Origin of the sequence: Psychromonas sp. (assembly GCF_041586535.1) — a bacterium.
Classification (GTDB): Bacteria; Pseudomonadota; Gammaproteobacteria; order Enterobacterales; family Psychromonadaceae; genus Psychromonas.
Genome location: NZ_JBFGZY010000010.1, coordinates 15,704 through 37,725, shown reverse-complemented (window position 1 = coordinate 37,725; position 22,022 = coordinate 15,704). Strand labels below are relative to the sequence as shown.

22 protein-coding genes are annotated in these 22,022 nt (G+C 43.4%); 11 read left to right on the top strand and 11 right to left on the bottom strand.

Translation table 11 applies throughout. The annotated features are described in order from the left end of the window. Positions 1–112: 112 nt before the first annotated feature. A complete protein-coding gene (rpmE, locus tag ABZA00_RS02345; RefSeq protein WP_372880538.1) occupies positions 113–325 on the bottom strand; it encodes a 50S ribosomal protein L31 in 213 nt (70 codons plus the stop codon). 212 nt (positions 326–537) lie between these two features. Next, on the bottom strand, positions 538–1,899 hold the full coding sequence (locus tag ABZA00_RS02340; RefSeq protein ID WP_372880537.1) for a hypothetical protein: 1,362 nt from the start codon (positions 1,897–1,899) through the stop codon (positions 538–540). Positions 1,900–2,377: 478 nt separating this feature from the next. Between ABZA00_RS02340 and ABZA00_RS02335 the strand changes: the two genes are divergently transcribed. From ABZA00_RS02335 to priA, 10 genes are all read left to right on the top strand, one after another. Next, positions 2,378–3,631 (top strand): NupC/NupG family nucleoside CNT transporter, encoded by a 1,254-nt coding sequence (locus ABZA00_RS02335; protein WP_372880536.1) that lies wholly within the window; start codon positions 2,378–2,380, stop codon positions 3,629–3,631. Between the two features lie 127 nt (positions 3,632–3,758). Continuing rightward, positions 3,759–4,532, top strand: a complete 774-nt coding sequence (deoC, locus tag ABZA00_RS02330; RefSeq protein WP_372880535.1) for a deoxyribose-phosphate aldolase — start codon at positions 3,759–3,761, stop codon at positions 4,530–4,532. Next, a complete protein-coding gene (locus tag ABZA00_RS02325) occupies positions 4,532–5,779 on the top strand; it encodes a phosphopentomutase (RefSeq protein WP_372880534.1) in 1,248 nt (415 codons plus the stop codon). Before deoC ends, ABZA00_RS02325 begins: the two co-directional genes overlap by 1 nt. An 80-nt stretch (positions 5,780–5,859) precedes the next feature. Next, positions 5,860–6,570, top strand: a complete 711-nt coding sequence (deoD, locus tag ABZA00_RS02320) for a purine-nucleoside phosphorylase (protein WP_372880533.1) — start codon at positions 5,860–5,862, stop codon at positions 6,568–6,570. A 165-nt stretch (positions 6,571–6,735) separates the two neighbouring features. Then, complete coding sequence (locus tag ABZA00_RS02315) at positions 6,736–7,530, top strand: outer membrane protein OmpK (RefSeq protein WP_372880532.1); 795 nt, start codon at positions 6,736–6,738, stop codon at positions 7,528–7,530. 76 nt (positions 7,531–7,606) lie between these two features. Beyond that, a complete protein-coding gene (gene deoA / locus ABZA00_RS02310; protein WP_372880531.1) occupies positions 7,607–8,944 on the top strand; it encodes a thymidine phosphorylase in 1,338 nt (445 codons plus the stop codon). Between the two features lie 56 nt (positions 8,945–9,000). After that, positions 9,001–9,624 carry a GNAT family N-acetyltransferase gene (locus tag ABZA00_RS02305; protein ID WP_372880530.1) on the top strand — a complete coding sequence of 208 codons (624 nt, stop codon included), beginning with the start codon at positions 9,001–9,003 and terminating at the stop codon, positions 9,622–9,624. A gap of 4 nt (positions 9,625–9,628) precedes the next feature. Beyond that, positions 9,629–10,036, top strand: a complete 408-nt coding sequence (cdd, locus tag ABZA00_RS02300) for a cytidine deaminase (RefSeq protein WP_372880529.1) — start codon at positions 9,629–9,631, stop codon at positions 10,034–10,036. A gap of 28 nt (positions 10,037–10,064) precedes the next feature. Then, the gene (gene udp / locus ABZA00_RS02295) at positions 10,065–10,823 is read left to right on the top strand and encodes a uridine phosphorylase (protein WP_372880528.1); all 759 of its coding nucleotides are present in this window, start codon (positions 10,065–10,067) and stop codon (positions 10,821–10,823) included. Positions 10,824–10,955: 132 nt separating this feature from the next. Then, a complete protein-coding gene (gene priA / locus ABZA00_RS02290; RefSeq protein WP_372880527.1) occupies positions 10,956–13,187 on the top strand; it encodes a primosomal protein N' in 2,232 nt (743 codons plus the stop codon). A 144-nt stretch (positions 13,188–13,331) separates the two neighbouring features. On the opposite strand, the gene ABZA00_RS02285 is transcribed toward priA, so the two are convergent. The 9 genes from ABZA00_RS02285 to zapE form a co-directional block, all read right to left on the bottom strand. Next, entirely contained in the window at positions 13,332–13,745 is a 414-nt protein-coding gene (locus ABZA00_RS02285) for a ClpXP protease specificity-enhancing factor (RefSeq protein WP_372880526.1), read from the bottom strand. Further along, a complete protein-coding gene (gene sspA, locus ABZA00_RS02280) occupies positions 13,745–14,380 on the bottom strand; it encodes a stringent starvation protein SspA (protein WP_372880525.1) in 636 nt (211 codons plus the stop codon). The genes ABZA00_RS02285 and sspA overlap by 1 nt, the downstream gene beginning before the upstream one ends. Before the next feature lie 109 nt (positions 14,381–14,489). Next, positions 14,490–15,224: a cytochrome c1 gene (locus tag ABZA00_RS02275; RefSeq protein WP_372880524.1), complete on the bottom strand. Its 735-nt coding sequence runs from the start codon at positions 15,222–15,224 to the stop codon at positions 14,490–14,492. Next, positions 15,221–16,501, bottom strand: coding sequence for a cytochrome bc complex cytochrome b subunit (locus tag ABZA00_RS02270; protein ID WP_372880523.1), 1,281 nt, complete (start codon positions 16,499–16,501; stop codon positions 15,221–15,223). Before ABZA00_RS02270 ends, ABZA00_RS02275 begins: the two co-directional genes overlap by 4 nt. Then, a complete protein-coding gene (petA, locus tag ABZA00_RS02265) occupies positions 16,501–17,091 on the bottom strand; it encodes a ubiquinol-cytochrome c reductase iron-sulfur subunit (RefSeq protein ID WP_372880522.1) in 591 nt (196 codons plus the stop codon). The genes ABZA00_RS02270 and petA overlap by 1 nt, the downstream gene beginning before the upstream one ends. Before the next feature lie 419 nt (positions 17,092–17,510). Beyond that, the gene (gene ftnA / locus ABZA00_RS02260) at positions 17,511–18,035 is read right to left on the bottom strand and encodes a non-heme ferritin (RefSeq protein ID WP_372880521.1); all 525 of its coding nucleotides are present in this window, start codon (positions 18,033–18,035) and stop codon (positions 17,511–17,513) included. 116 nt (positions 18,036–18,151) lie between these two features. Next, positions 18,152–18,541, bottom strand: a complete 390-nt coding sequence (rpsI, locus tag ABZA00_RS02255) for a 30S ribosomal protein S9 (RefSeq protein ID WP_372880520.1) — start codon at positions 18,539–18,541, stop codon at positions 18,152–18,154. A gap of 13 nt (positions 18,542–18,554) precedes the next feature. After that, positions 18,555–18,983, bottom strand: coding sequence for a 50S ribosomal protein L13 (gene rplM / locus ABZA00_RS02250; RefSeq protein ID WP_372880519.1), 429 nt, complete (start codon positions 18,981–18,983; stop codon positions 18,555–18,557). Positions 18,984–19,234: 251 nt separating this feature from the next. Beyond that, entirely contained in the window at positions 19,235–20,356 is a 1,122-nt protein-coding gene (zapE, locus tag ABZA00_RS02245) for a cell division protein ZapE (protein WP_372880518.1), read from the bottom strand. 196 nt (positions 20,357–20,552) lie between these two features. Between zapE and ABZA00_RS02240 the strand changes: the two genes are divergently transcribed. Beyond that, on the top strand, positions 20,553–21,908 hold the full coding sequence (locus tag ABZA00_RS02240; RefSeq protein WP_372880517.1) for a DegQ family serine endoprotease: 1,356 nt from the start codon (positions 20,553–20,555) through the stop codon (positions 21,906–21,908). Positions 21,909–22,022: the final 114 nt, after the last annotated feature.

Below are 22,022 nucleotides of genomic sequence, written 5' to 3'. Positions count from 1 at the left end.
ATTGGCCAGTGTTGGTAACCTTATCTTCAAATTATCTCTATGCCGTAAAACAAAAAAAGGCGCCATAGGCACCTTTTTATTCATTTTAGCAGGGTAACTAAACCAGTAAGGTTTATTTTTTACCCAAAGCACCAAAACGTTGTTTGAATTTGTCAATACGACCGCCGGTATCAACAACACGCTGAGTACCAGTGTAGAATGGGTGACATGCACTGCAGATATCTAGCGCAAGGTCTTTACCAACTGTTGAACCAACTTTAACTACGTTACCACATGAACAAGTAGCTGTAATTTCGTTATATTCTGGATGAATATTATTTTTCATTAGGGAAACCTCTTTTAGGCCGTGTCGCTGCTCTGTTTGAATGAATTATTTCATCCACCAAAGTACCACACGTATTTATCATTGAATTTCAGGGTGCGAATTGTATAGGAATGTTTAATAAAAATACAACTATAAAGTGTATTTTATTCATATTTATTTTCTTACTTTTTGAAAACTCTTTTTTCAATTAACTGAACGAATTGCCCGCCGGATTAAAATCCCTTCGTTACTGTCGACAAAGCGCTATCGAGCAATTGTAACGGGGTATAAACTGCATCACACACACCTAATCGCACTGCTCTGCTGCTATTATTATTCACATCACAGTAATTGAATATAACCCGGTGTATTTCCGACAAATGATTAACCACATTCAGGCTATTGACACCTTTATAGATCTTTTTATCCAGGTAGGCATAAAATTGATCAATACTGGTGCTGCTATCTAATTTTACATCGCAGTCAAACTCGCTAGCGGTAGCAATTGGGCAATAGGCACCAGAATCATTACTGAACCATTTATCATCCCACCAGCCAATTTTTTTCCCCTGTAAATCATTTTCTGTTCTGGGGTGCGCCAAAAAAAAATAAACCTCAGCCGCAGACTTTTTTATATCTGCAGCAGATGCCATTAAAGCGGCGGCTCTCAGACAACTTTCATGTTCAATATAATGTCTGTAAGTGGATGCTTTTACGGTAAAGGCAGTTAGTAGCTGGAAATGTGCGTACACCAATTCAGCGGGTGAAATTAATGCACACTTTGTAAGCGGCTTTAATTCACCGACCAGTAACTGCTCAAAATGTTTTCGGGTAAGGTTTTGCTCATATCTGTTGATCAACCGCGTTTCTAAGTCCGGTTCATGATCAGCTGATATTATTGTATTTTCCCTGCTGCGATAAATATCTTCTTCAGTTAAAGGAATATTCGTTAAATTATTGGTCTGCAGAACAATATAACCACTGTCAACTTCTGAAGTCAGTAAAGTATAAAAACCTCTTTGATGGGCAAGATGCAGCACTTTACCATGCGTATGCAGTGCAAGGTAAGGCCGGAGCATTACCTGCTCTTCCTTTAAACGGCTGAAGCTTGCAAAAATCTGCGCTAATTTTTCCAGATAAAAATAATATAACCGGGCCGATAAACCTGTTTCCTTAATCGATTCTCTTATCTCTTTATTGGCAATAATACAGCTTAAAATTAGCCTGAGGGCATTTCTGTTTTTAAAACATGCAGGGGTAAATACGCGCTGGCACAGAGAACACTTTTTTCGCTGTCTGCCAGCCGAAGTGTAGCCGTGCAACGTTGCTTTAGGGCTTTCATTAAAGAAAAAATACGGGGCACATCCGGGACAATCGCTTAATTTTCTAGCGAAGTGGACTTCAAGTTTCTCTGCTAACAGTTGTTTTACCTGCTCATTATTCACCCACGGAGGGTAGCTTCCACATGATTTACAGGCGATGGATAAGTACCCTAATCGCCAGCTTTGGGGAATATAATCGGCGCTATCTGCAACGGCAAAGTTTTTACAACGCACTGTTTTACAACAATTAAAGTCTTTGGTAAATGAAAACATTGTTTCCCTGCCCCTCAAATCAACTGCAGAATCAGCAAACATAATGGTAAATAAACATCGGCAGACCACTTGATTAACCCGCGCACTTTTTCACCACTTAGCTCACAAAAACAACACGTAGCAGTAGCTTAACAGAAAAACAACAGATTGTGTAAACAGATAAAATAAGATTACAATATCAAGTATTCTCTTGGTTTAGATCACATTTTAAGTGCTATTGAATAAATAAACTGCCCCCCAGTTATTCACACCGATAGATTTTTTAACAATTCTATGGAATGTTAATTGAATTTTGACCGCTGTTTATCTCCCATACGCAGGGAACAGGGCTCATGCTTTAGTCAATTAAGGCAGCCGATAGCACAGACAAAAAGATTAAAGCCAGGTAAACCAGTCAGCAAATGATGCGGCTATATAAAAGATGTACCAAAGATTAGAAAACATTCAATCAAGCATAGAAAACTAAATGGAGAACTAGATGGAAATTGTAATGGGCTTAGTAGGAGTAATATCGCTGATGTTGATCGCGATAATATTTTCCAGTAACAGAAAGGCAATTAACTTTCGCACCATAGGCGGTGCTTTTCTTATTCAGGCAGCAATACCCGCTTTTGTTATTTTCACAGATTCAGGAGCAAGCGTGCTTGGCAGTATATCCGGTGGTGTACAGGCGGTTATCGACAGCGCCAATGCCGGTATCGGTTTTCTCTTTGGCGGCCTTGTTTCCGGGACGATGTTTGAAGTCTTTGGCGGCGGCGGTTTTGTCTTTGCCTTTAAAGTACTACCGATTATCATCTTCTTCGCCTCATTAATGGGCGTGCTTTATTACCTTGGTGTAATGCAGTTTATTATCAAAATATTTGGCGGAGCACTGCAGAAAGCATTAGGTACCAGCAGAACCGAGTCCATGTCAGCAGCGGCCAATGTTTTTGTCGGGCAAACCGAAGCGCCATTGGTGGTAAAACCCTACATCAAAACGATGACCCGTTCAGAGCTTTTTGCCATTATGTCCGGCGGTTTAGCGTCAGTTGCGGGTTCAGTGTTAGCGGGTTATGCATCCCTAGGTGTCAGCCTTGAATACCTGATTGCCGCCTCGTTTATGGCTGCGCCCGGTGGTTTATTAATGGCTAAACTATTAGAGCCTGAAACAGAAAAATCGACTGCTATGCTATCTGATGAAGTGATTGCTGAAGAAGAGCATAAACCCGTCAATGTTATTGACGCAGCGGCAGTCGGTGCGGGTGATGGCCTTCATCTGGCCATGAATGTCGGCGGTATGTTAATTGCGTTTATCGCATTAATCGCATTAATCAATTCTATCTTAGGCTCTGTAGGTGGTGTATTTGGTCTTGAAGCCCTAACCCTGCAACAGATATTGGGTTATGTCTTCTCACCGATTGCTTACCTTCTTGGCATTCCATGGTCTGAAGCGATTCAGGCGGGTAGTTTATTAGGTCAGAAATTAGTGGTTAATGAATTTGTTGCCTATATTGACTTTGTTGGCATTAAAGACAGCTTAAGCGAACACTCACAAGTAATTATTACCGTTGCCTTATGTGGTTTTGCAAACTTATCTTCGATGGCGATTTTATTAGGTGGTCTGGGTGTGTTGGCACCATCGCGTCGCCCGGATATCGCCAGATTAGGTTTAAAAGCGGTACTCGCCGGTACTCTGTCTAACTTTATGAGTGCAACCTTAGTCGGTATTTTCTTTGCCCTAAGTGTTGCCTGATATAACTCTAAATAAGCGCTTAATGATTTCCACTGCATATTTTTAAGCGCCCTGAATTTCAAGTGTTAGTGCTGATTAAACTTTTAATGACATCGGTATTAATCACCAGTAGCAAAGGAAATAAATAATGAGCGATTTACAACAAGCATCCCGTTTAGCCATCCAATTAATGGATCTCACCACCTTAAATGAAGATGACACGGATCAGAAAGTAAAACAGTTATGCGCTGATGCGCATAGCGCAGCGGGTAATACGGCTGCCGTTTGTATTTACCCGCGCTTTATTCCCATTGCGCGTAAAACATTACAACAGCAAAACACCCCGGATATCAAAATTGCGACGGTAACCAACTTTCCACACGGTAATGATGACCTGGATATCGCATTAGCAGAAACACGGGCAGCAGTTGCCTACGGGGCAGATGAAGTGGATCTTGTCTTTCCTTACCGCGCATTAATGGCCGGAAATGCAGAAATCGGCGCCACCATGGTGAAAGCCTGCAGAGATATATGCGGTGAGCAGGTCACCCTGAAAGTAATTATTGAATCAGGCGAACTGAAAAGCCCGGCATTAATAAAACAAGCCAGTGAAATTTGTATCAATGCCGGAGCCGATTTTATTAAAACATCAACGGGGAAAGTGCCGGTTAATGCGACGTTGGAAGCGACCAAAGTGATGCTGGAAGCGATCAAAGAATCCGGCCGTGATGTTGGCTTTAAAGCCGCCGGTGGTGTTAAAGATGCCCAGGCTGCCAGTGATTATCTGCAGCTTGCAGCCAGTATTATGGGCGATAACTGGATAAATACAGCACATTTCAGATTCGGCGCATCAAGCTTGTTAGGCGCTTTATTAACACAGCTGAATTTGGCGGAAAAAGCAGTACAAAGTGGAGGTTACTAATGAAACGTACCATCATCCTATTACTTGATTCTTTTGGTGTTGGCGGCGCTGCCGATGCCGATCAATTTATCGGCACTCTGGCCGACGGCACTAAATTTGATGATATGGGCTCAAATACACTGGGCCATATCGCGGAGCAATGTGCCAAAGGTCTGGCCAATGAGGGGCGCAGCGGCCCGCTTAATATTCCCAACTTAAACAAACTGGGTTTCGGCCGTGCTTGTGCAGAAAGTTCATCGACTTTTCCAGCCGGGTTAGATCCGTCAGTTGAGCCGATTGCGGCTTACGGCTACGCGAAAGAGATTTCGACCGCAAAAGATACTTCCAGTGGTCACTGGGAAATAGCCGGCGTACCGGTTCTATTTGACTGGGGTTATTTTGCGCAAAAACAAAACAGTTTTCCGCAGGAACTGCTCGATGAATTAGTAGAGCGTGCAGAATTACCCGGGTATTTAGGCAATTGCCATGCCTCCGGTACGACTATTCTGCAGGATCTTGGTGAAGAGCATATCAAAACCGGCAAACCTATTTTCTATACCTCTGCCGACAGTGTTTTCCAGATTGCCTGTCATGAGGAAACCTTTGGTCTGCAAAGACTTTACAAACTGTGTGAAATCGCCCGTGAATTAGTGGATAAATATCATATCGGCCGGGTTATCGCCCGCCCCTTTGACGGCTCAGACAGCAGTAATTTTGCACGTACCGGTAATCGCCATGATTATTCTGTCACACCACCAGCACCGACGTTATTGGATCGTATGAAAGAGTCTGGCGGTCAGGTCGTCAGTGTCGGCAAGATATCCGATATTTTCGCCGCTCAGGGCATAACCAAAGCAACCAAAGCAACTGGCCTGGAAGCGCTTTTTGATGCCAGTCTGAATGAACTGCAGCAGGCCGGAGATCAAACCATTATCTTCACTAATTTTGTGAATTTTGACGCTGACTTTGGCCACCGTCGTAATGTAGCGGGTTACGCAGCCGGTTTAGAGTATTTCGACCAACGTTTGCCGGAAATGCTGGCATTAATGCAGGAAGGTGATTTGCTGGTGCTAACCGCAGATCATGGCTGTGATCCGACATGGAAAGGCACCGACCATACCAGAGAGCACATTCCGGCTATTTTTTACGGTCAGAAGGTTCAACCGGGCCCAATAGGACTGCGCGAGAGTTTTGCGGATATTGGTCAGTCAATTGCTGATTTCCATGATTTACCCGCCCTCGAATACGGCAAAAGTATTTTTAATTAATTGATTGAAAAAAATAAGCAAACTATGCAGCTTGAAAACAGGCTGCACAGTAAATACCCAGAACAATGGAGATAATGATTATGACAACCCCTCATATTAATGCAGTTGATGGTGCTTTTGCTGAAACGGTTTTGATGCCCGGCGACCCTCTACGCGCAAAATATATTGCTGAAAACTTTTTAGAAAATGCGGAACAGGTTACAGATGTACGTAACATGCTTGGTTTTACCGGTACCTATAAAGGCAAACGCGTGTCGGTCATGGGCAGTGGTATGGGCATCCCTTCCTGCTCAATTTATGCAACGGAATTAATCCGTGAATACGGGGTGAAAAATATTATCCGAGTGGGAAGCTGCGGTGCCGTCAGCAATGATATTAAAGTACGTGATGTGATCATTGGGATGGGCGCATCAACCGATTCAAAAGTAAACCGTTCACGTTTTAAAGGTCATGATTTTGCGGCAATTGCCAGTTATGAGCTGCTGGAAAAAGCGGTTAACTCAGCCAAAGCGCATGGCATTAAAGCCCGTGTCGGTAATATCTTCTCAGCCGATCTTTTTTATACGCCTGAGCCGGAAATGTTTGATACGCTGGAAAAATACAACATCCTGGGTGTAGAGATGGAAGCCGCCGGTTTATACGGCGTGGCAGCGGAAGAAGGCGCCAATGCACTGTGTATTTTAACCGTATCAGACCATATCCGCACCGGCGAACAGACCACCTCAGATGAACGTCAAACCAGCTTCAATGATATGTTGATTGTTGCCCTCGATGCAGTCGTTGCAGGATAACCTGAGCAAAATGAGATAATTCATCTGGCTGACCTATTAACAGGTTCACCAGGTGTATTACCTCAACCAATCTAGATAAATAACATAATAATAAAAAGTTCAGGGCATAAAAAAATTGATATTTATGCCCCAGGGACGCTTTGACTTTAAAAAAGGAAATTAACTATGAAAAAAACACTATTAGCACTTAGCCTGGCCAGCGCTAGCGCACCTCTATTTGCAGCCGACTACAGCGATGGTGATATCCATAAAAACGATTACAAATGGGCGCAGTTTAACCTTATGTACGCGGTTAATGAATTACCCGGTGAATCAGATCATGATTATCTGGAGATGGAGTTTGGCGGTCGTTCGGGCATTTTCGATCTATACGGTTATGTGGACGTGTTTAACCTGACCACAAGCGACAGTTCGGATAAAGACGGCGCTTCCAAAATGTTTATGAAGTTCGCACCACGCGTTTCGCTTGATGCCTTAACCGGCAAAGATCTTTCCTTTGGTCCGGTGCAGGAGGTGTATCTTGCCAGCCTGTTTAACTGGGGCGGTGGCGGAACTGGTGATGTCAACAATGCTTTTGTCGGACTGGGATCTGACATTACGGTTCCCTGGCTGGGCAAAGTGGGCCTTAATGTTTACGGCCTTTACGATCAAAACAATAAAGACTGGAACGGTTATCAGGTATCCACCAACTGGTTTAAACCTTTTTACTTCTTTGACAACGGTTCATTTTTCTCCTATCAGGGTTATATCGATTACCAGTTTGGCATGAAAGATGAGTACTCTTCTGCGAGCAGCGGCGGTGTGATGTTTAACGGTATCTACTGGCATTCGGATCGTTTTGCCGTCGGTTATGGCCTGAAAGGGTTTAAAGATGTTTACGGTCTTAAGGATGGGGAAGCATGGCCTGGTGCAGTAACAACAGGTTTTGGTCATTACTTCGCGGTAACCTATAAGATCTAACTTAAGCTTTATTATTAAAGAGGCCGGCATTGCCCTTGCGCATACCGGTCTCGCTGAAATACAGGAGGCAGAGCAGATGACGTTATTCCCGCAGGAGATTATCCGCCGTAAACGCGATGGAAAAGTATTAACCAGGCAGGAGATTGACTTTTTTATTCAGGGTATTACGACTAACAGCATAACTGAAGGTCAAATTGCCGCCTTTGCAATGGCAGTCTATTTCCAGGATATGAACATCGATGAACGCGTGCTTCTGGCCTGCGCTATGCGAGATTCAGGCACGGTTTTAGACTGGTCTTCACTTGATTTAGACGGCCCTGTTGTAGACAAACACTCAACGGGTGGTGTCGGCGATGTGACCTCTTTAATGTTAGGCCCGATGGTCGCTGCCTGTGGTGGATATGTGCCGATGATCTCAGGACGCGGTCTGGGGCATAGCGGCGGTACATTGGATAAGCTCGATGCCATACCCGGTTATAAAACAACACCGGACAGCGCTGAGCATTTCCGCAGAATAGTCAAACAGGTGGGGGTCGCGATTATTGGGCAAACGGGCGATCTGGCACCTGCCGACAAACGTTTTTATGCCACCCGAGATATTACCGCGACGGTTGAATCAATTCCGTTAATAACCGCATCCATATTATCGAAAAAGTTAGCTGCCGGCCTTGATGCGCTGGTGATGGATGTTAAAGCAGGCAGCGGCGCGTTTATGCCGACTTATGAACAGTCTGAAGCGCTGGCAAAAAGTATCGTTGGTGTGGCCAATGGCGCAGGTTGTAAAACCACCGCTTTAATTACCAATATGGATCAGGTGTTAGCAAGTAGTGCGGGTAATGCCGTTGAAGTGCGCGAAGCGGTGCGATTTCTGAGCGGGGAATATGTGAACCCGCGTTTACACGAAGTCACCATGGCATTATGCGCCGAAATGTTACTGTTAAGTGGATTAGCAGCAGACCTAAAAGAGGCTCGGACAAAATTACAAGCGGTTCTTGATAACGGCAAAGCCGCGGAGGTCTTTGGCAAAATGGTATGCGCATTAGGCGGCCCCGCAGACTTTATTGAAAATTATGACAACCATCTGCAGAAGCCGGCCATTGTCCGCCCTGTTTATGCTCCGCATGCAGGGATTGTACAGGCCATGGATACTAGAGAGTTAGGGATGGCCGTCGTTGCCATGGGCGGAGGCAGGCGCAGGGCAACTGATCCCATCGATTATGGCGTGGGTCTAAGCGAGATTATTGCTCTGGGAGAGCAGGCAAGCCCTGAAAAACCGCTGGCAATAATACATGCCCGGAGTGAAGCACAGTTTATTGAAGCGCAGCGCGCTATCCAACGCGCTATTGTATGTGGTCAAGCAGCAGCAAAAGCGCAAACACAGGTGTATCGCCATATCCGTTTACAGGATATTTAAATCAATACAAAGCCGAAGTTGTTTTGATTTTGGTCTTTTACTTTTAAGGAATCATTATGGAATTAGATTGGGTCGAATGGTTTGGTTACTTAGCCTCACTGGTTGTATTAATTTCTCTTACTATGTCTTCAATTATCAAACTGAGAGTGATTAATTTTATAGGCTGCCTGCTGTTTGCAAGCTTTGCTTATTTTATAGATTCAGTACCGACCATTTTTATGAACCTCAGCATTGCCTGTATTAATATTTATTATTTGTATCAGATTTATCGTACCAAGGAAGAGTTTAAAATAGTTTCAGCTTCAACAAATTCTGAATATTTTCAGCATTTTGTTGAATTTAACCGCCAGGAAATAGAAAAACAAACGGATCTGGACAGATTAAAGGCGGCTGATACCTCATTTTATATGTTACGTGACAACAATATTGCCGGTGTACTGGTGGGTAGCAAAGAGGCTGATGGTACTTTTAACATTATCCTTGATTATGTCACGCCCAGATATAGAGACTTTAAACTGGGTACCTATTATTACAAAAGCCACCCGGAAATTCTTAAAGAGAAAGGGATCAGCGCACTGCGGACAACAGCAAACGATCAGGACCATTGTCTATACCTTAATAAAATGGGCTTTGTTGCCCAGCCGGAAAATCAATCACAAACCTATATCAAGAGGCTCTAACATTATGCATAAAAATTATTTCTCTGAACTTGTAAAGCTACTCGATAATGCCTCAGCACCCTACTCCGGTTTTAGTGTTGCTGCCATTGTCGTGACAAAAAACCAAAGCGTCTATCGCGGCGTGAATGTCGAGTCAGCGGCTTATCCAACCACCATCTGTGCAGAGCGTAATGCTATTCAGACCGCCGTTACCGAAGGTGCAAAAATAGGGGATATCAAAGAAGTGCACATACTGGCTCGCAATGCAGCAAAAGCGCTAATTAAAGCACACCCCTGCGGTGGATGCAGACAAGTAATTGCCGAACAATCAGGTTATGACGCCATGGTTTATAGTTATGCTACAGAAACTGAAATAGAACAACACACTATTGCCGAACTATTACCCCTGGCTTTTTTAGGTGCTGAGCTATAACAGCCTGCATATTTATAGGAGTTTCATTATGTCAGATGTATTTCATTTAGGTCTCACGAAAAAAATGCTCGATGGAGCGAATTTAGCAATAGTACCGGGTGATCCGGAGCGGGTTAAAAAAATCGCGGAATTAATGGACGGAGCCACTTTCCTCGCCAGCCATCGCGAATACACCAGCTATTTAGCTTATCTGGATGGCAAAGCGGTGGTTGTTTGTTCAACGGGTATCGGCGGCCCGTCAACCTCGATTGCAGTTGAAGAGTTAGCACAATTAGGCGTAACTACCTTTCTACGGGTGGGCACAACCGGGGCAATTCAACCGCAGGTTAATGTCGGTGATGTGATTGTCACACAAGCTTCAGTCCGCCTTGATGGTGCCAGTCTGCATTTTGCACCTATGGAATTTCCCGCGGTGGCTAACTTTGAGTGTACGACGGCGATGGTTGCTGCCTGCCGCGATGCAGGTGTTGAACCCCATGTTGGTATTACCGCCTCTTCGGATACCTTCTATCCCGGTCAGGAGCGTTACGACACCGTATCAGGACGTGTTACCCGCCAGTTTAAAGGCTCAATGAAAGAGTGGCAGGAGTTAGGCGTGCTTAACTATGAAATGGAATCGTCGACGCTATTTACCATGTGTGCCTCACAAGGTTGGCGTGCCGCCTGCGTTGCAGGGGTAATTGTTAACCGCACCCAGCAGGAGATCCCGGATGCAGTGACCATGAAGAAAACCGAAGTCAGCGCAATCTCGATTGTTGTTGCGGCGGCCAGAAAACTGCTCGCTTAAACGAGCCCCCCCCCAAAAAAAAAGAAAGTGCTTTATATCGAGCACTTTCGATTTCAATCTCTTTATCAGTTTTTTAACCCGCTTAATTGGAAACAGGTTACAATAGATTTTTATCTGCCTATAATTGAGCGCATGAACCAACCTATCATTTGCCGTGTCGCACTGGCGATTCCTCTACACAAACAATTCGATTATCTGCTGCCTGATTATCTGCTCAAAACAGATCCAAAAAATCTGGTAGGTTGCCGCGTGCGGGTTCCTTTTGGCGGAAAAAGACAGTTAATCGGGGTGATCTGTGTGGTTAACCCGACTTGTGACTATGCCATTGATAAATTAAAAAAAATCACCCAGCTGATTGATCAAGCTCCCTTGTTAGATGAAAAAATCTGGTCACTGTTACGCTGGTCGGCTTTTTATTATCAGCATGCTTTTGGTGATGTTTTTCAGCAGGCCCTGCCAACTTTATTACGTCAGGGTAAAGATGCCGTTTTTAAAAGTGAACAATACTGGCAGTTAACCGCCAGCTCTTTTAATCTGGAAGATTTTAAACGCTCTAAAAAACAGCAGCTTGCTCTGCAGACCTTGAGTGAATCCCCCCTCTCCACTGTACAGTTATCTGTGAAAGGGATCAGCCGTCCTACACTCAAGGCGCTGCAGGAAAAAGGCTTGGTTGAAGCTATTGATAAACAGCCTGTTAATACGCCTGATTGGCTGGAAAATTTTACTGAATCTGAACAAAAACCGCAGTTAAGTGTTGAACAGGCGATTGCAATCAGCACTGTCAATCAGCAAACTGATAATTTTAACTGTTTTTTATTAGAGGGGATCACCGGCAGCGGTAAGACAGAAGTTTACCTAAACATCATCAAACCGATCCTGCTTGCAGGTAAACAGGTTCTGGTGGTGGTACCTGAAATTGGTTTAACCCCGCAAACCATCAAACGTTTTCAAGCGCGTTTTAATGTTCCGGTTTATCTCAAACATTCCGGATTAAACCCAAGGGAGCAACTCGATACCTGGCTGCATGCTAAACAAGGCAGCGCTGCAATTATCATCGGTACACGCAGCAGCATATTTTCTGATTTTAAAAATTTAGGATTAATCATTTTAGATGAAGAGCACGATGCTTCTTTCAAACAGCAGGATGGTTTTCGTTACCATGCGCGTGACTTTGCCATCAAACGCGCCGCGTTACAAAAAATCCCAGTCGTATTAGGCTCTGCTACGCCCTCGTTAGAAACGCTGAACAATGCATTACAGGGAAAATACCAGCACCTGCACCTCACCGAGCGGGCGGGTAATGCCAAACCACCAAGCAATAGCTTAATTAATCTGGCGGGGTTACCGCTAAAATCGGGATTATCCCCGCAGTTAATTGAGCTGATGAACAAGCACCTGGAGAAGAACAATCAGGTAATATTATTTTTAAACCGGCGCGGCTATGCACCGGTATTAATGTGCCATGAATGCGGCTGGTTAGTTAAATGCGGACGCTGTGATGCTTTTTACACTTACCATAAATCCGCGAATTATCTGCACTGCCATCACTGCACCTCGACTCATCCGGTACCGCATCAGTGCGCTGATTGCGGCTCGACCCAATTGATTGCTACCGGCGTAGGTACCGAACAGCTGGAAGAAACCTTAAACAGTCTGTTTCCGGATCATCCGACAGTGCGTATTGATCGTGATAATACCCGTAAAAAAGAGAGCTTTAATCAATATTTAAGCGATATCAACAGCGGCAAATATAAAATTCTGCTCGGCACACAGATGCTCGCAAAAGGCCACCACTTCCCCGACGTCACCCTAGTAGCATTAATAGATGTGGACGGCGCGCTGTTCTGTAACGATTATCGTGCCAGCGAACGCCTCGCGCAGTTGTTTACCCAGGTATCAGGGCGGGCCGGACGGGCTGATAAAAAAGGTCAGGTGGTCTTACAAACCCATCACCCGGAGCACAGTTTACTTCAGGATCTTATTAATAACGGTTATTTTGAGTTTTCCCGTAATGCACTTAAAGAGCGAAAGCTGGCGCAGTTACCACCAAGCACATTTCAAACCCTGTTAAGGGCGGAATCGGAGAATGCCACCCTGGCAGAAAACTTTCTAGCGTTATGCAAACAAATTCTGCAGCAAATCTGTTCGGCTAATAATGACATGGACAGTTTATTAATTTTAGGACCTATTCCTGCTTCAATGGAAAGACGGGCGGGAAAATATCGTTTCCAGTTATTGTTACAAAGTGAGCAGCGCACAATCATCACGCAAACGCTGCACCAGGCATTAACCGCTTTTGATAGCCTGCCAGAGGGACGAAAGATTCGCTGGTCTATAGATGTCGATCCGATTGATTTTGTTTAGTTTTTTAAAGCGGCTGGTTACGAGCTGAAAGCTGACGGCTGACGGCTGACGGCTGACGGCTGACGGCTGACGGCTGACGGCTGGAAACTTCGGACAATAAAAAACCGGGATAATCCCGGTTTTTTCAAAGGGTATAACAGAAGATTATTTTACAATCGTCAACGTTGGGCGTTTACCCGGTTTAGTCTCAGTTTGTTCAATCTGCGGTTTTTCCGGCGCGCTATCCAGTTCCTGATAAGCAGGCTCTTCAGGAAAAATAGTACCGGCACCATTTTCACGCGCATAAATACCTTCTATCGCATATAAAGGCACATAAACCTGCATCGGCTGTCCGCCAAAACGTGCATTGAATGCAACTGCATCATCATTCATTGAAAACTGCATTACTGATTTAGGTGCAATATTAAGAACAATTTTTCCATCTTCAACAAATCGTTGCGGCACTTCCACTCCTGGTTGTGTCGCATCAACAATAATATGAGGTGTGCATTCACTATCAACAATCCAATTGTAGAATGCGCGAAGGAGATACGGTCGTTGCACTACCATGGTTGTCATTATGCTCCCACTCTGATTTCACGTTCAGTTTCTGTCATTGACGCCTGGAATGATTCACGTTCAAAAACTTTTACCATATAACTTTTCAGACCGGTGACATTATCAAACCCTAAATCAATCTTTAACTCCGGTAAACGCCATAATAGCGGAGCCATGTAACAATCGATCAGAGTGAACTCTTCAGACATAAAATAAGCAAAGTGATCAAATACCGGTGCGATTAATAAAATAGCATCACGAAGCTTTTTACGGGCAGCATCGGCAGCATCGGCATCACCATTCATAATAATATCAACCAGCGGGTACCAGTCACTTTCAATACGCTGCATCATTAAGCGGCCTTTACCACGCTCAACAGGATAAACAGGCATTAATGGCGGGTGCGGAAAACGCTCATCCAGATATTCCATGATGATACGTGAATTATATAAAACCAGTTCACGATCAACTAACGTCGGTACTGAGTTATAAGGGTTTAACTCCGCCAACTCTTCCGGCCAGTTACCCTCTTCAGCAAAGGTGATTTCAACTGTAACGCCCTTTTCTGCTAATACAATGCGTGTTTGATGACTATATAAATCTGATGCACCGGAAAACAGTGTCATTACAGAGCGTTTATTTGCAGCTACGGCCATTAAAAATCCCCTAATATATGGAAAAATATTGAATGTATAAAAACTAAAAACGGCAAGGGCAGTAAATTCCACCGTTGCCGATTCAAATAGGTAAGATAAAAGCTAACGATTAATGCACGTCGCGCCAGTACTCTTTCTTTAGTAAATAACTAAGAATAAACAGGATTACTAAAAATCCCATTACCCAGATACCTAGGCTTTGACGCTCCAATTTGTTCGGCTCACCAGCATAGACGAGGAAGTTTACCAGATCCAGTACCGCTTTGTCATACTCATCGGAGCTCATCTCCCCCTGCTCGTTACTTTCAAAACCGATAATTGCTTTATGTTCAACACCATCAACCATGGTTGTTTCATAAATAGCCGTTGGTACCCCTTGTAGCTCTTCAAGTACATGCGGCATAGCAACATCAGGAAATACGCTGTTATTCACCCCAAATGGACGACTTTGATCGGCATAAAAAGAACGCAGATAGGTATAGATCCAGTCTGCTCCGCGCAGACGCGCCTCCAGAGTTAGATCCGGTGGTGTCGCACCAAACCATTTAGCTCCTTCAACGGGATCCATGTTGTTTTTCATCAATTCACCGATTTTGGTCGAGGTGAAAATCAAATTATCTTCCATTAGCTTTGCTGGGATATCCAGGTCGGTTGCAACGCGCTGGTAACGCTGGTAACCCGTTGAATGACATGCAAAACAGTAGTTCATGAACAGCTTCGCACCACTCTGCAGTGAAACTTTATCTGTCAGATCATAGTTGGCTTTATCCAGATGGACTGCGCCACCGGATGCGAAGGCAAGTGCCGGTAACAGGGCCAAGAAGGCAAGCATTAATTTTTTCATTTGAATGTTAACCTCGTTGGTAGTGGTTTAGTTTTTTCATTTTTGCTGTATAGCCAGAGAGCAATAAAGAAACCGAAATAACCGATCGTGCCAACCTGGGCAATAATTGTTAATAAAGGTGTTGCAGGCAAAGCGCCCAGTACGCCTAAGACAATAAAACAGACAATGAATTGCGCAATATTCACTTTATGGATCCAGCTGCGGTAGCGGATTGATTTCACTTTACAGCGATCCAACCAGGGCAGGAAGAACAGAATCACAATAGAGCCGCCAAAGAACACCACACCGATTAACTTATCCGGTATTGCGCGTAAAATAGCGTAGAACGGCGTGTAATACCAAACCGGTGCAATATGTTCTGGTGTTTTCAGACCATTTGCAGGCTCAAAGTTAGGCGCTTCCAGGAAGTAACCGCCCCCCTCCGGCATAAAAAAGATAACCGCACAGAAAAACAGCAGGAATCCACACACCCCCATTATATCCTTAACGGTAAAATAAGGGTGGAAGGGAATAGCATCGATAATATCTTTTTTACCGCTGTATTGTTTATGGAAAGTAAACTTACCTTTTGCTTCCTCTGAAGCTGTGCCTTTTTTCTGTTTGATCTCAATACCGTCAGGGTTATTGGAGCCTACCTCATGCAGTGCCACAATATGTAAGAACACCAGAACAACTAACGCTAAGGGTAAGGCAATAACATGCAGGGCAAAGAAACGGTTTAATGTCGCGCCGGAAATAACATAGTCACCGCGGATCCACAGGGTTAAATCATCACCAATTACCGGAATTGCTCCAAATAAAGAGATAATAACCTGCGCTCCCCAGAAGGACATCTGCCCCCAGGGAAGCAGGTAGCCCATAAACGCTTCCGCCATTAAGGCCAGGAAGATGAACATACCGAAGATCCAGATCAGCTCGCGTGGCTTCTGGTAAGAACCGTAAATCAACCCGCGGAACATATGCAGGTAGATAACCACAAAGAAAGCTGAAGCGCCCGTTGAGTGCATATAACGCAATAACCAGCCATAAGGGACATCGCGCATAATATATTCAATGGATGCGAAGGCCCCTTCTGCAGACGGATTGTAATGCATAGTTAACCAGATACCGGTGAGGATTTGGTTAACTAAAACCAGCATCGCCAGTGAACCGAAAAAGTACCAGAAGTTAAAGTTAACCGGTGTTGGATATTGTGCCAGATGTTTGTTCCACGTTTCCGTCATCGGAATACGTGCGTCTATCCAATCCAGCGTGCCGGTGACTAATTTATTAAGCATCAGGCATCTCCTTTGTCTAAACCGATAAGAATCGTCGTATCACTTGTGTAATGATGAGGAGGGATCACTAAATTTAGCGGGGCAGGGACATTTTGGAATACACGTCCTGCCATATCAAATTTTGAACCGTGGCAGGGGCAAAAGAAACCAGATTCAACACCCTCCACCTGCTCCGAAAAAGAATCCGGCAAATAGCTTGGTGAACAGCCTAAATGGGTACATAAGCCAACTGCGATAAAAATTTCCGGTTTGAGTGAACGACCTGCATTTGCCGCATAATCAGGCTGCTGTGGCTCTTCTGAACCAGGATCACGCAACTGACCGTCAAGTGTAGCTAATTCATCAATAATTTTTTGTGTGCGGGAAACAATCCAGACCGGTTTACCACGCCATTCAACACGAATTAACTGGCCGGGTTGGATTTTACTGATATCAACAGCAACCGGTGCGCCGGCTGCTTTGGCTTTTTCACTTGGACTCCAAGATTTCACGAAGGGAACCGCCACTGCAACGGCCCCCACCCCACCAACAACGCCTGTTGTTAATGTCAGAAACTTGCGGCGACCAGAATTGACAGGCGCATTGCTCATTTATCCATCTCCATTGTGAGCTACTGTTAATACTAAAAGAACTAATAAGGTGATCAGTCATGCTTGTTAAAATTAACGCTACCTGCGTTGCGAGTCTTGAAGTGAGAATAACGTTCTCCTGAAACTCACGCCCTGCTAGCGGTAATTTTTCCTGCGCAATACTTGCTTACTTCATTAATTCCTTTGCTAGAAGCAGTTCTCTAATATCAAACTGATAATACAATATTCCGGCAAACCTCCGCATGCCGGGATATTGTATAAAACTCACTGAATTCTAGAGAAATAACCCTCTGTTTACAAGTGATTAACATTGTTTTTGCAGGAGCGGACAGAGAAAAGCACTCCTTAGTTGACCATGCTCTCATCAGAAGGGGAAATTAAAAGTATTTACAAAAACACAATAAAACAGGGATGCCAGCCTATGCGTTACTATCCATAATTGAAGTCGCACCTGTTTTTGCCAGTTCAGCGAGATCTTTATCAATCCAGAAAAGCGCTTTACCGTCTTCCCCCACCAGCTCAATTTTATCTAATATACCTTTAAATAATTTTTCCTCTTCATGCTGCTCGGCAACATACCATTGTAAAAAATTAAAGGTTGAATAGTCATGCGTAGAGAATGCAACGTGAGTAAGCTGATTTATTTTTTCAGTGATTAAACATTCGTGCTGATAAGTTGCAGTGAAAATTTCTTTTAATGATTTAAATTGATAAGGAGGTGCTTCTATTGCACCGAGAATAGGAAATGCGCCAGTTTCACTGACATAAGTAAACAAACGGTTCATATGCCCCATCTCCTCATCCGCATGCTTGCGCAACATTAACGCAGCACCTTCAAAGCCTTTGTCTTCACACCAGGCGCTCATCTGCAAATATAGATTTGAAGAATAAAATTCCAGATTAATTTGTTCGTTTAGTTTTTCAACCATTGAGGTCGCTAACATTGTATTCTCCCCATATTTTTATATATCAGGATAAACAATATGCTTGAATGAACCAAATAACAAGCAAAAAAAAGCCCGGTATAAACCGGGCTTTTGCAATTCTTTGAAACGAAATATTAACGTTTTGAGAACTGTGGACGTTTACGTGCTTTATGTAGACCCACTTTCTTACGCTCAACAACGCGAGCATCACGAGTTACGAAGCCAGCGCCACGTAATTCTGAACGAAGTGTTTCATCATATTGCATTAGTGCACGGGTGATACCTAAACGGATAGCACCTGATTGACCAGTAGTACCACCACCTTTTACAGTGATGTTAAGGTCAAACTTGTCAGTAACATTAACAAGTTCTAATGGCTGACGAACAACCATACAAGCTGTTTCACGACCGAAATATTCGTCGATGTTACGCTTGTTGATAGTGATTTGACCACTACCTGCTTTTAAGAACACTCGAGCTGTAGAGCTTTTGCGACGACCTGTGCCGTAATATTGATTTGCCATTGTTTTAATCCTATTAGATGTCTAAAACTTGTGGTTGCTGTGCAGAATGTTGATGCTCAGTACCAGCATAAACTTTCAATTTACGATACATTGCACGACCTAGTGGGCCACGCGGTAACATACCTTTAACAGCATTCTCAATAACACGCTCAGGAGCACGTACGATAAGATCTTCAAAACTAATTGATTTGATACCACCGATAAAACCAGTGTGGTGGTAGTACATTTTACCTTTAGCTTTATTACCAGTTACAGCAACTTTCTCAGCATTGATAACAACGATGTAATCGCCAGTATCAACATGTGGAGTGTATTCAGCTTTGTGTTTACCACGTAAACGTAAAGCAATTTCAGTAGCCAGACGACCTAAAGTTTTACCTTCAGCATCTACTACGTACCAGTCGCGTTTTACTTCAGCCGGTTTAGCAACAAAAGTTTTCATTAAGTTATACCCAAATTAATGATTTAAAAAAAATATGATTATCAATCATTGATAATCAAAAATGTATTTTGCCATTCCGTATCCCTTCGAATACGTCAAGCGTAAACAGATCCACCATATAAATTTTGGGGAGGTGGATAACGTGGGCGGCGATACTATACAGAAAAAAGATGCTCAGGTCACCTTTATATTGAAATAAATCAGCATAAAATTCTAAGCATCGCCGCTACCTTGAAAAAGATCATTAGCGCTCAACTGTCTGCTTTAATATGATGCGATTGTTTTAAATAAATGTTGCTTTGCATTTCTGATAAACGGGAAACACAGCGTTGAAATTCAAAGGCAAGCTTTTCCCCTACATAAAGGTTCGCCATATCAACTTCAGCTGAGATGATAACCACTACATGGCGATCGTAAAACTCATCGACCATGGCAATAAAACGCCTTGCGATATCATTATGCGCATCATTCATCTGTCTGATATTCGCAATAATGACCGTGCGGTATAAAATGGCTAGTTCAATATAATCCAATACACTTCTTGGACCGTCGCAGAGTGATGTAAACTCAATACTTAAGGTATCAATACTGCTGGCAATCGCGGCAATCCGGCGGTAATTTATTTCAATATCCTGCCCGTAGACCTTGTCTCCATCAGCTAAATTTTCAAATGCATTTTTTACCTGCAGCTCGGCAGCACTGTCCAAAGGGTAATGATAGGTTTCTGTCTCATTCAAACGGCCAATTCTATAATCACGTCCACCATCGAGATTATACAGCTGACAATGGGTTTTGATTAACTCAATGGCGGGTATAAAACGTGCGCGCTGCAGACCGTTTTTATAAAGATCGTCCGGGTGAATATTGGACGTAGCGACAAGCACAATCCCCTGCTCAAACAGTGCTGTTAACATGCCTGCTAAAATCATTGCATCGGTTATATCATCCACATAAAATTCGTCAAAACATAATACATCAGTTTCAACAGAAAATTTTTTCGCAATGTTAGCTAACGGGTTAATTTCTCCCTGCTGTTCAGCTAACTCTTTATGCACTCTGCGCATAAAATGGTGGAAATGCAGGCGCTGTTTGCGTTTACCGGGTAAACTATGAAAGAAAAGATCCACCAGATAAGTTTTACCGCGCCCCACTCCTCCATAAAAATAGATGCCTTTCACTAAGGTTCTTTTTATCGGCTTTCCCGCTATTTTTTTAAAAAAACGTGACATAAGCCCCTCTTCTTTATCTACAGGAGGTTGTTCCTGTAGCGCCAGGTACAAACGCTGCAAATGTTGTATTGCAATTGCCTGTGATGGGTCGGCGAAAAAATTTTCTTTTTGTAAATCGGCGAGATATAAGTTTAGAGGGGTCACAGAGCACTCGATAGCATTTTACGTAACATAGATTTAACATTCTAGCAGTAAAACAAATTCAATTCACAGCGCTATCTGAATTTCTGACATTTCACCAAGATCGCTGCTGAGCCACCAAACTTTAAGACGAAAATTCAATTTTATGGGTATTGCGACTATTCTTTTTATGAATCACCTCATTTAAAGGAATGCACATGTGAGAAAGTTAATCTGTTCTTTTATTTTTATCTGCAGCTTAATCACCTTTAGTGCCGCGACAAATGCTGTCTTGCCGTTAACCGTTGCCGGCAATGACATTTTTAGTCTTGCTCCTCTGGTTGAAAAAGTTAGCCCGGCGGTGGTTAATATTTCGATTTCTGGCAGCCATTCTGAGCAGCAGGTTTTCCCTGATTTATTTAATTTTTTCAGTGATCAGGAGCAGCCTCCCCCAACTCAGACATTTGTCGGCTTAGGTTCGGGTGTTATTATTGACTCTTCAAAAGGTTATATTATTACTAACTTTCATGTAATTGAAGATGCCGATGAAATTAAAGTAACCTTAAAATCAGGCCAGGAATTTAATGCCCTGCTGGTCGGCCAGGATAAACAGAGTGATATTGCCCTATTACAAATAAAAACCAACAAACTGCTCACCCAGATAGAACTCGCCAACTCAGATAACCTGCGTGTAGGGGATCTCGTCGTTGCGATAGGTAATCCATTTGGCCTTGGACAGACAGTCACTTCCGGTATTATCAGTGCACTTGGTCGAAGCGGTCTTAATCTTGAGAACCTGGAAAATTTTATTCAGACAGACGCTGCAATTAACAGTGGTAACTCAGGGGGCGCACTGGTAAACCTGAGAGGTGAATTGATTGGGATTAATACCGCGTTGATAGGACCTAGCGGAGGTAATATTGGCATTGGATTCGCCATCCCGTCAAATATGATCAATAACCTGGTACAGCAGTTAGTGCAGTTTGGGGAGATACGCAGAGGTGTTCTCGGCATAAGAGGGGGTGAACTCACTCAGGAACTGACTAAAACCTTCGCGTTAGATTCAAAGCATGGCGCATTTATTTATCAAGTTGCCCCGGACTCTGCTGCTCAGGAGGCTGGACTGCTGGCCGGAGATGTCATCATTTCCTTAAATGGTCAGGCAATTAGTTCTTTTTCTGCATTACGCGCTAAAATTGGTAGTTTAAGCATCGGAAGAAAAGTTCAACTGGGTATTATTCGGGACGGTAAAGTGCTTACCGTTAATGCGACGCTTAAAGCCGCTGCAACTAATAAAATAAAATTGCAGGCACAAATATTCCATCCTTCCTTAACCGGTGCAACATTAATTAATCAGGAAGGTAAAAATAAAAATCAGGGCGTGTTAGTCTCTGCAGTTGAAAAAGGCTCCATTGCTGATAATTACGGGTTACGGCAGGGAGATATCATTATTGGCATTAATCGTAAACGCATTCGTAATTTGAACGAATTAAACGAGTTTATCACCACCGCCCCGGAAATATTGACTCTTAACGTACTGCGCGACAGGAGACAATTATTTTTAATCCTCAATTAAGGCTCCAAAAAGCTTATTAATCCCCAACAAAATAAAAAAAAAGAAGTTAATTGATTTTAAATCATTTTTTATTAACTAATTTCTTGTAAAATGCGCCAATTGAATACAGATGGT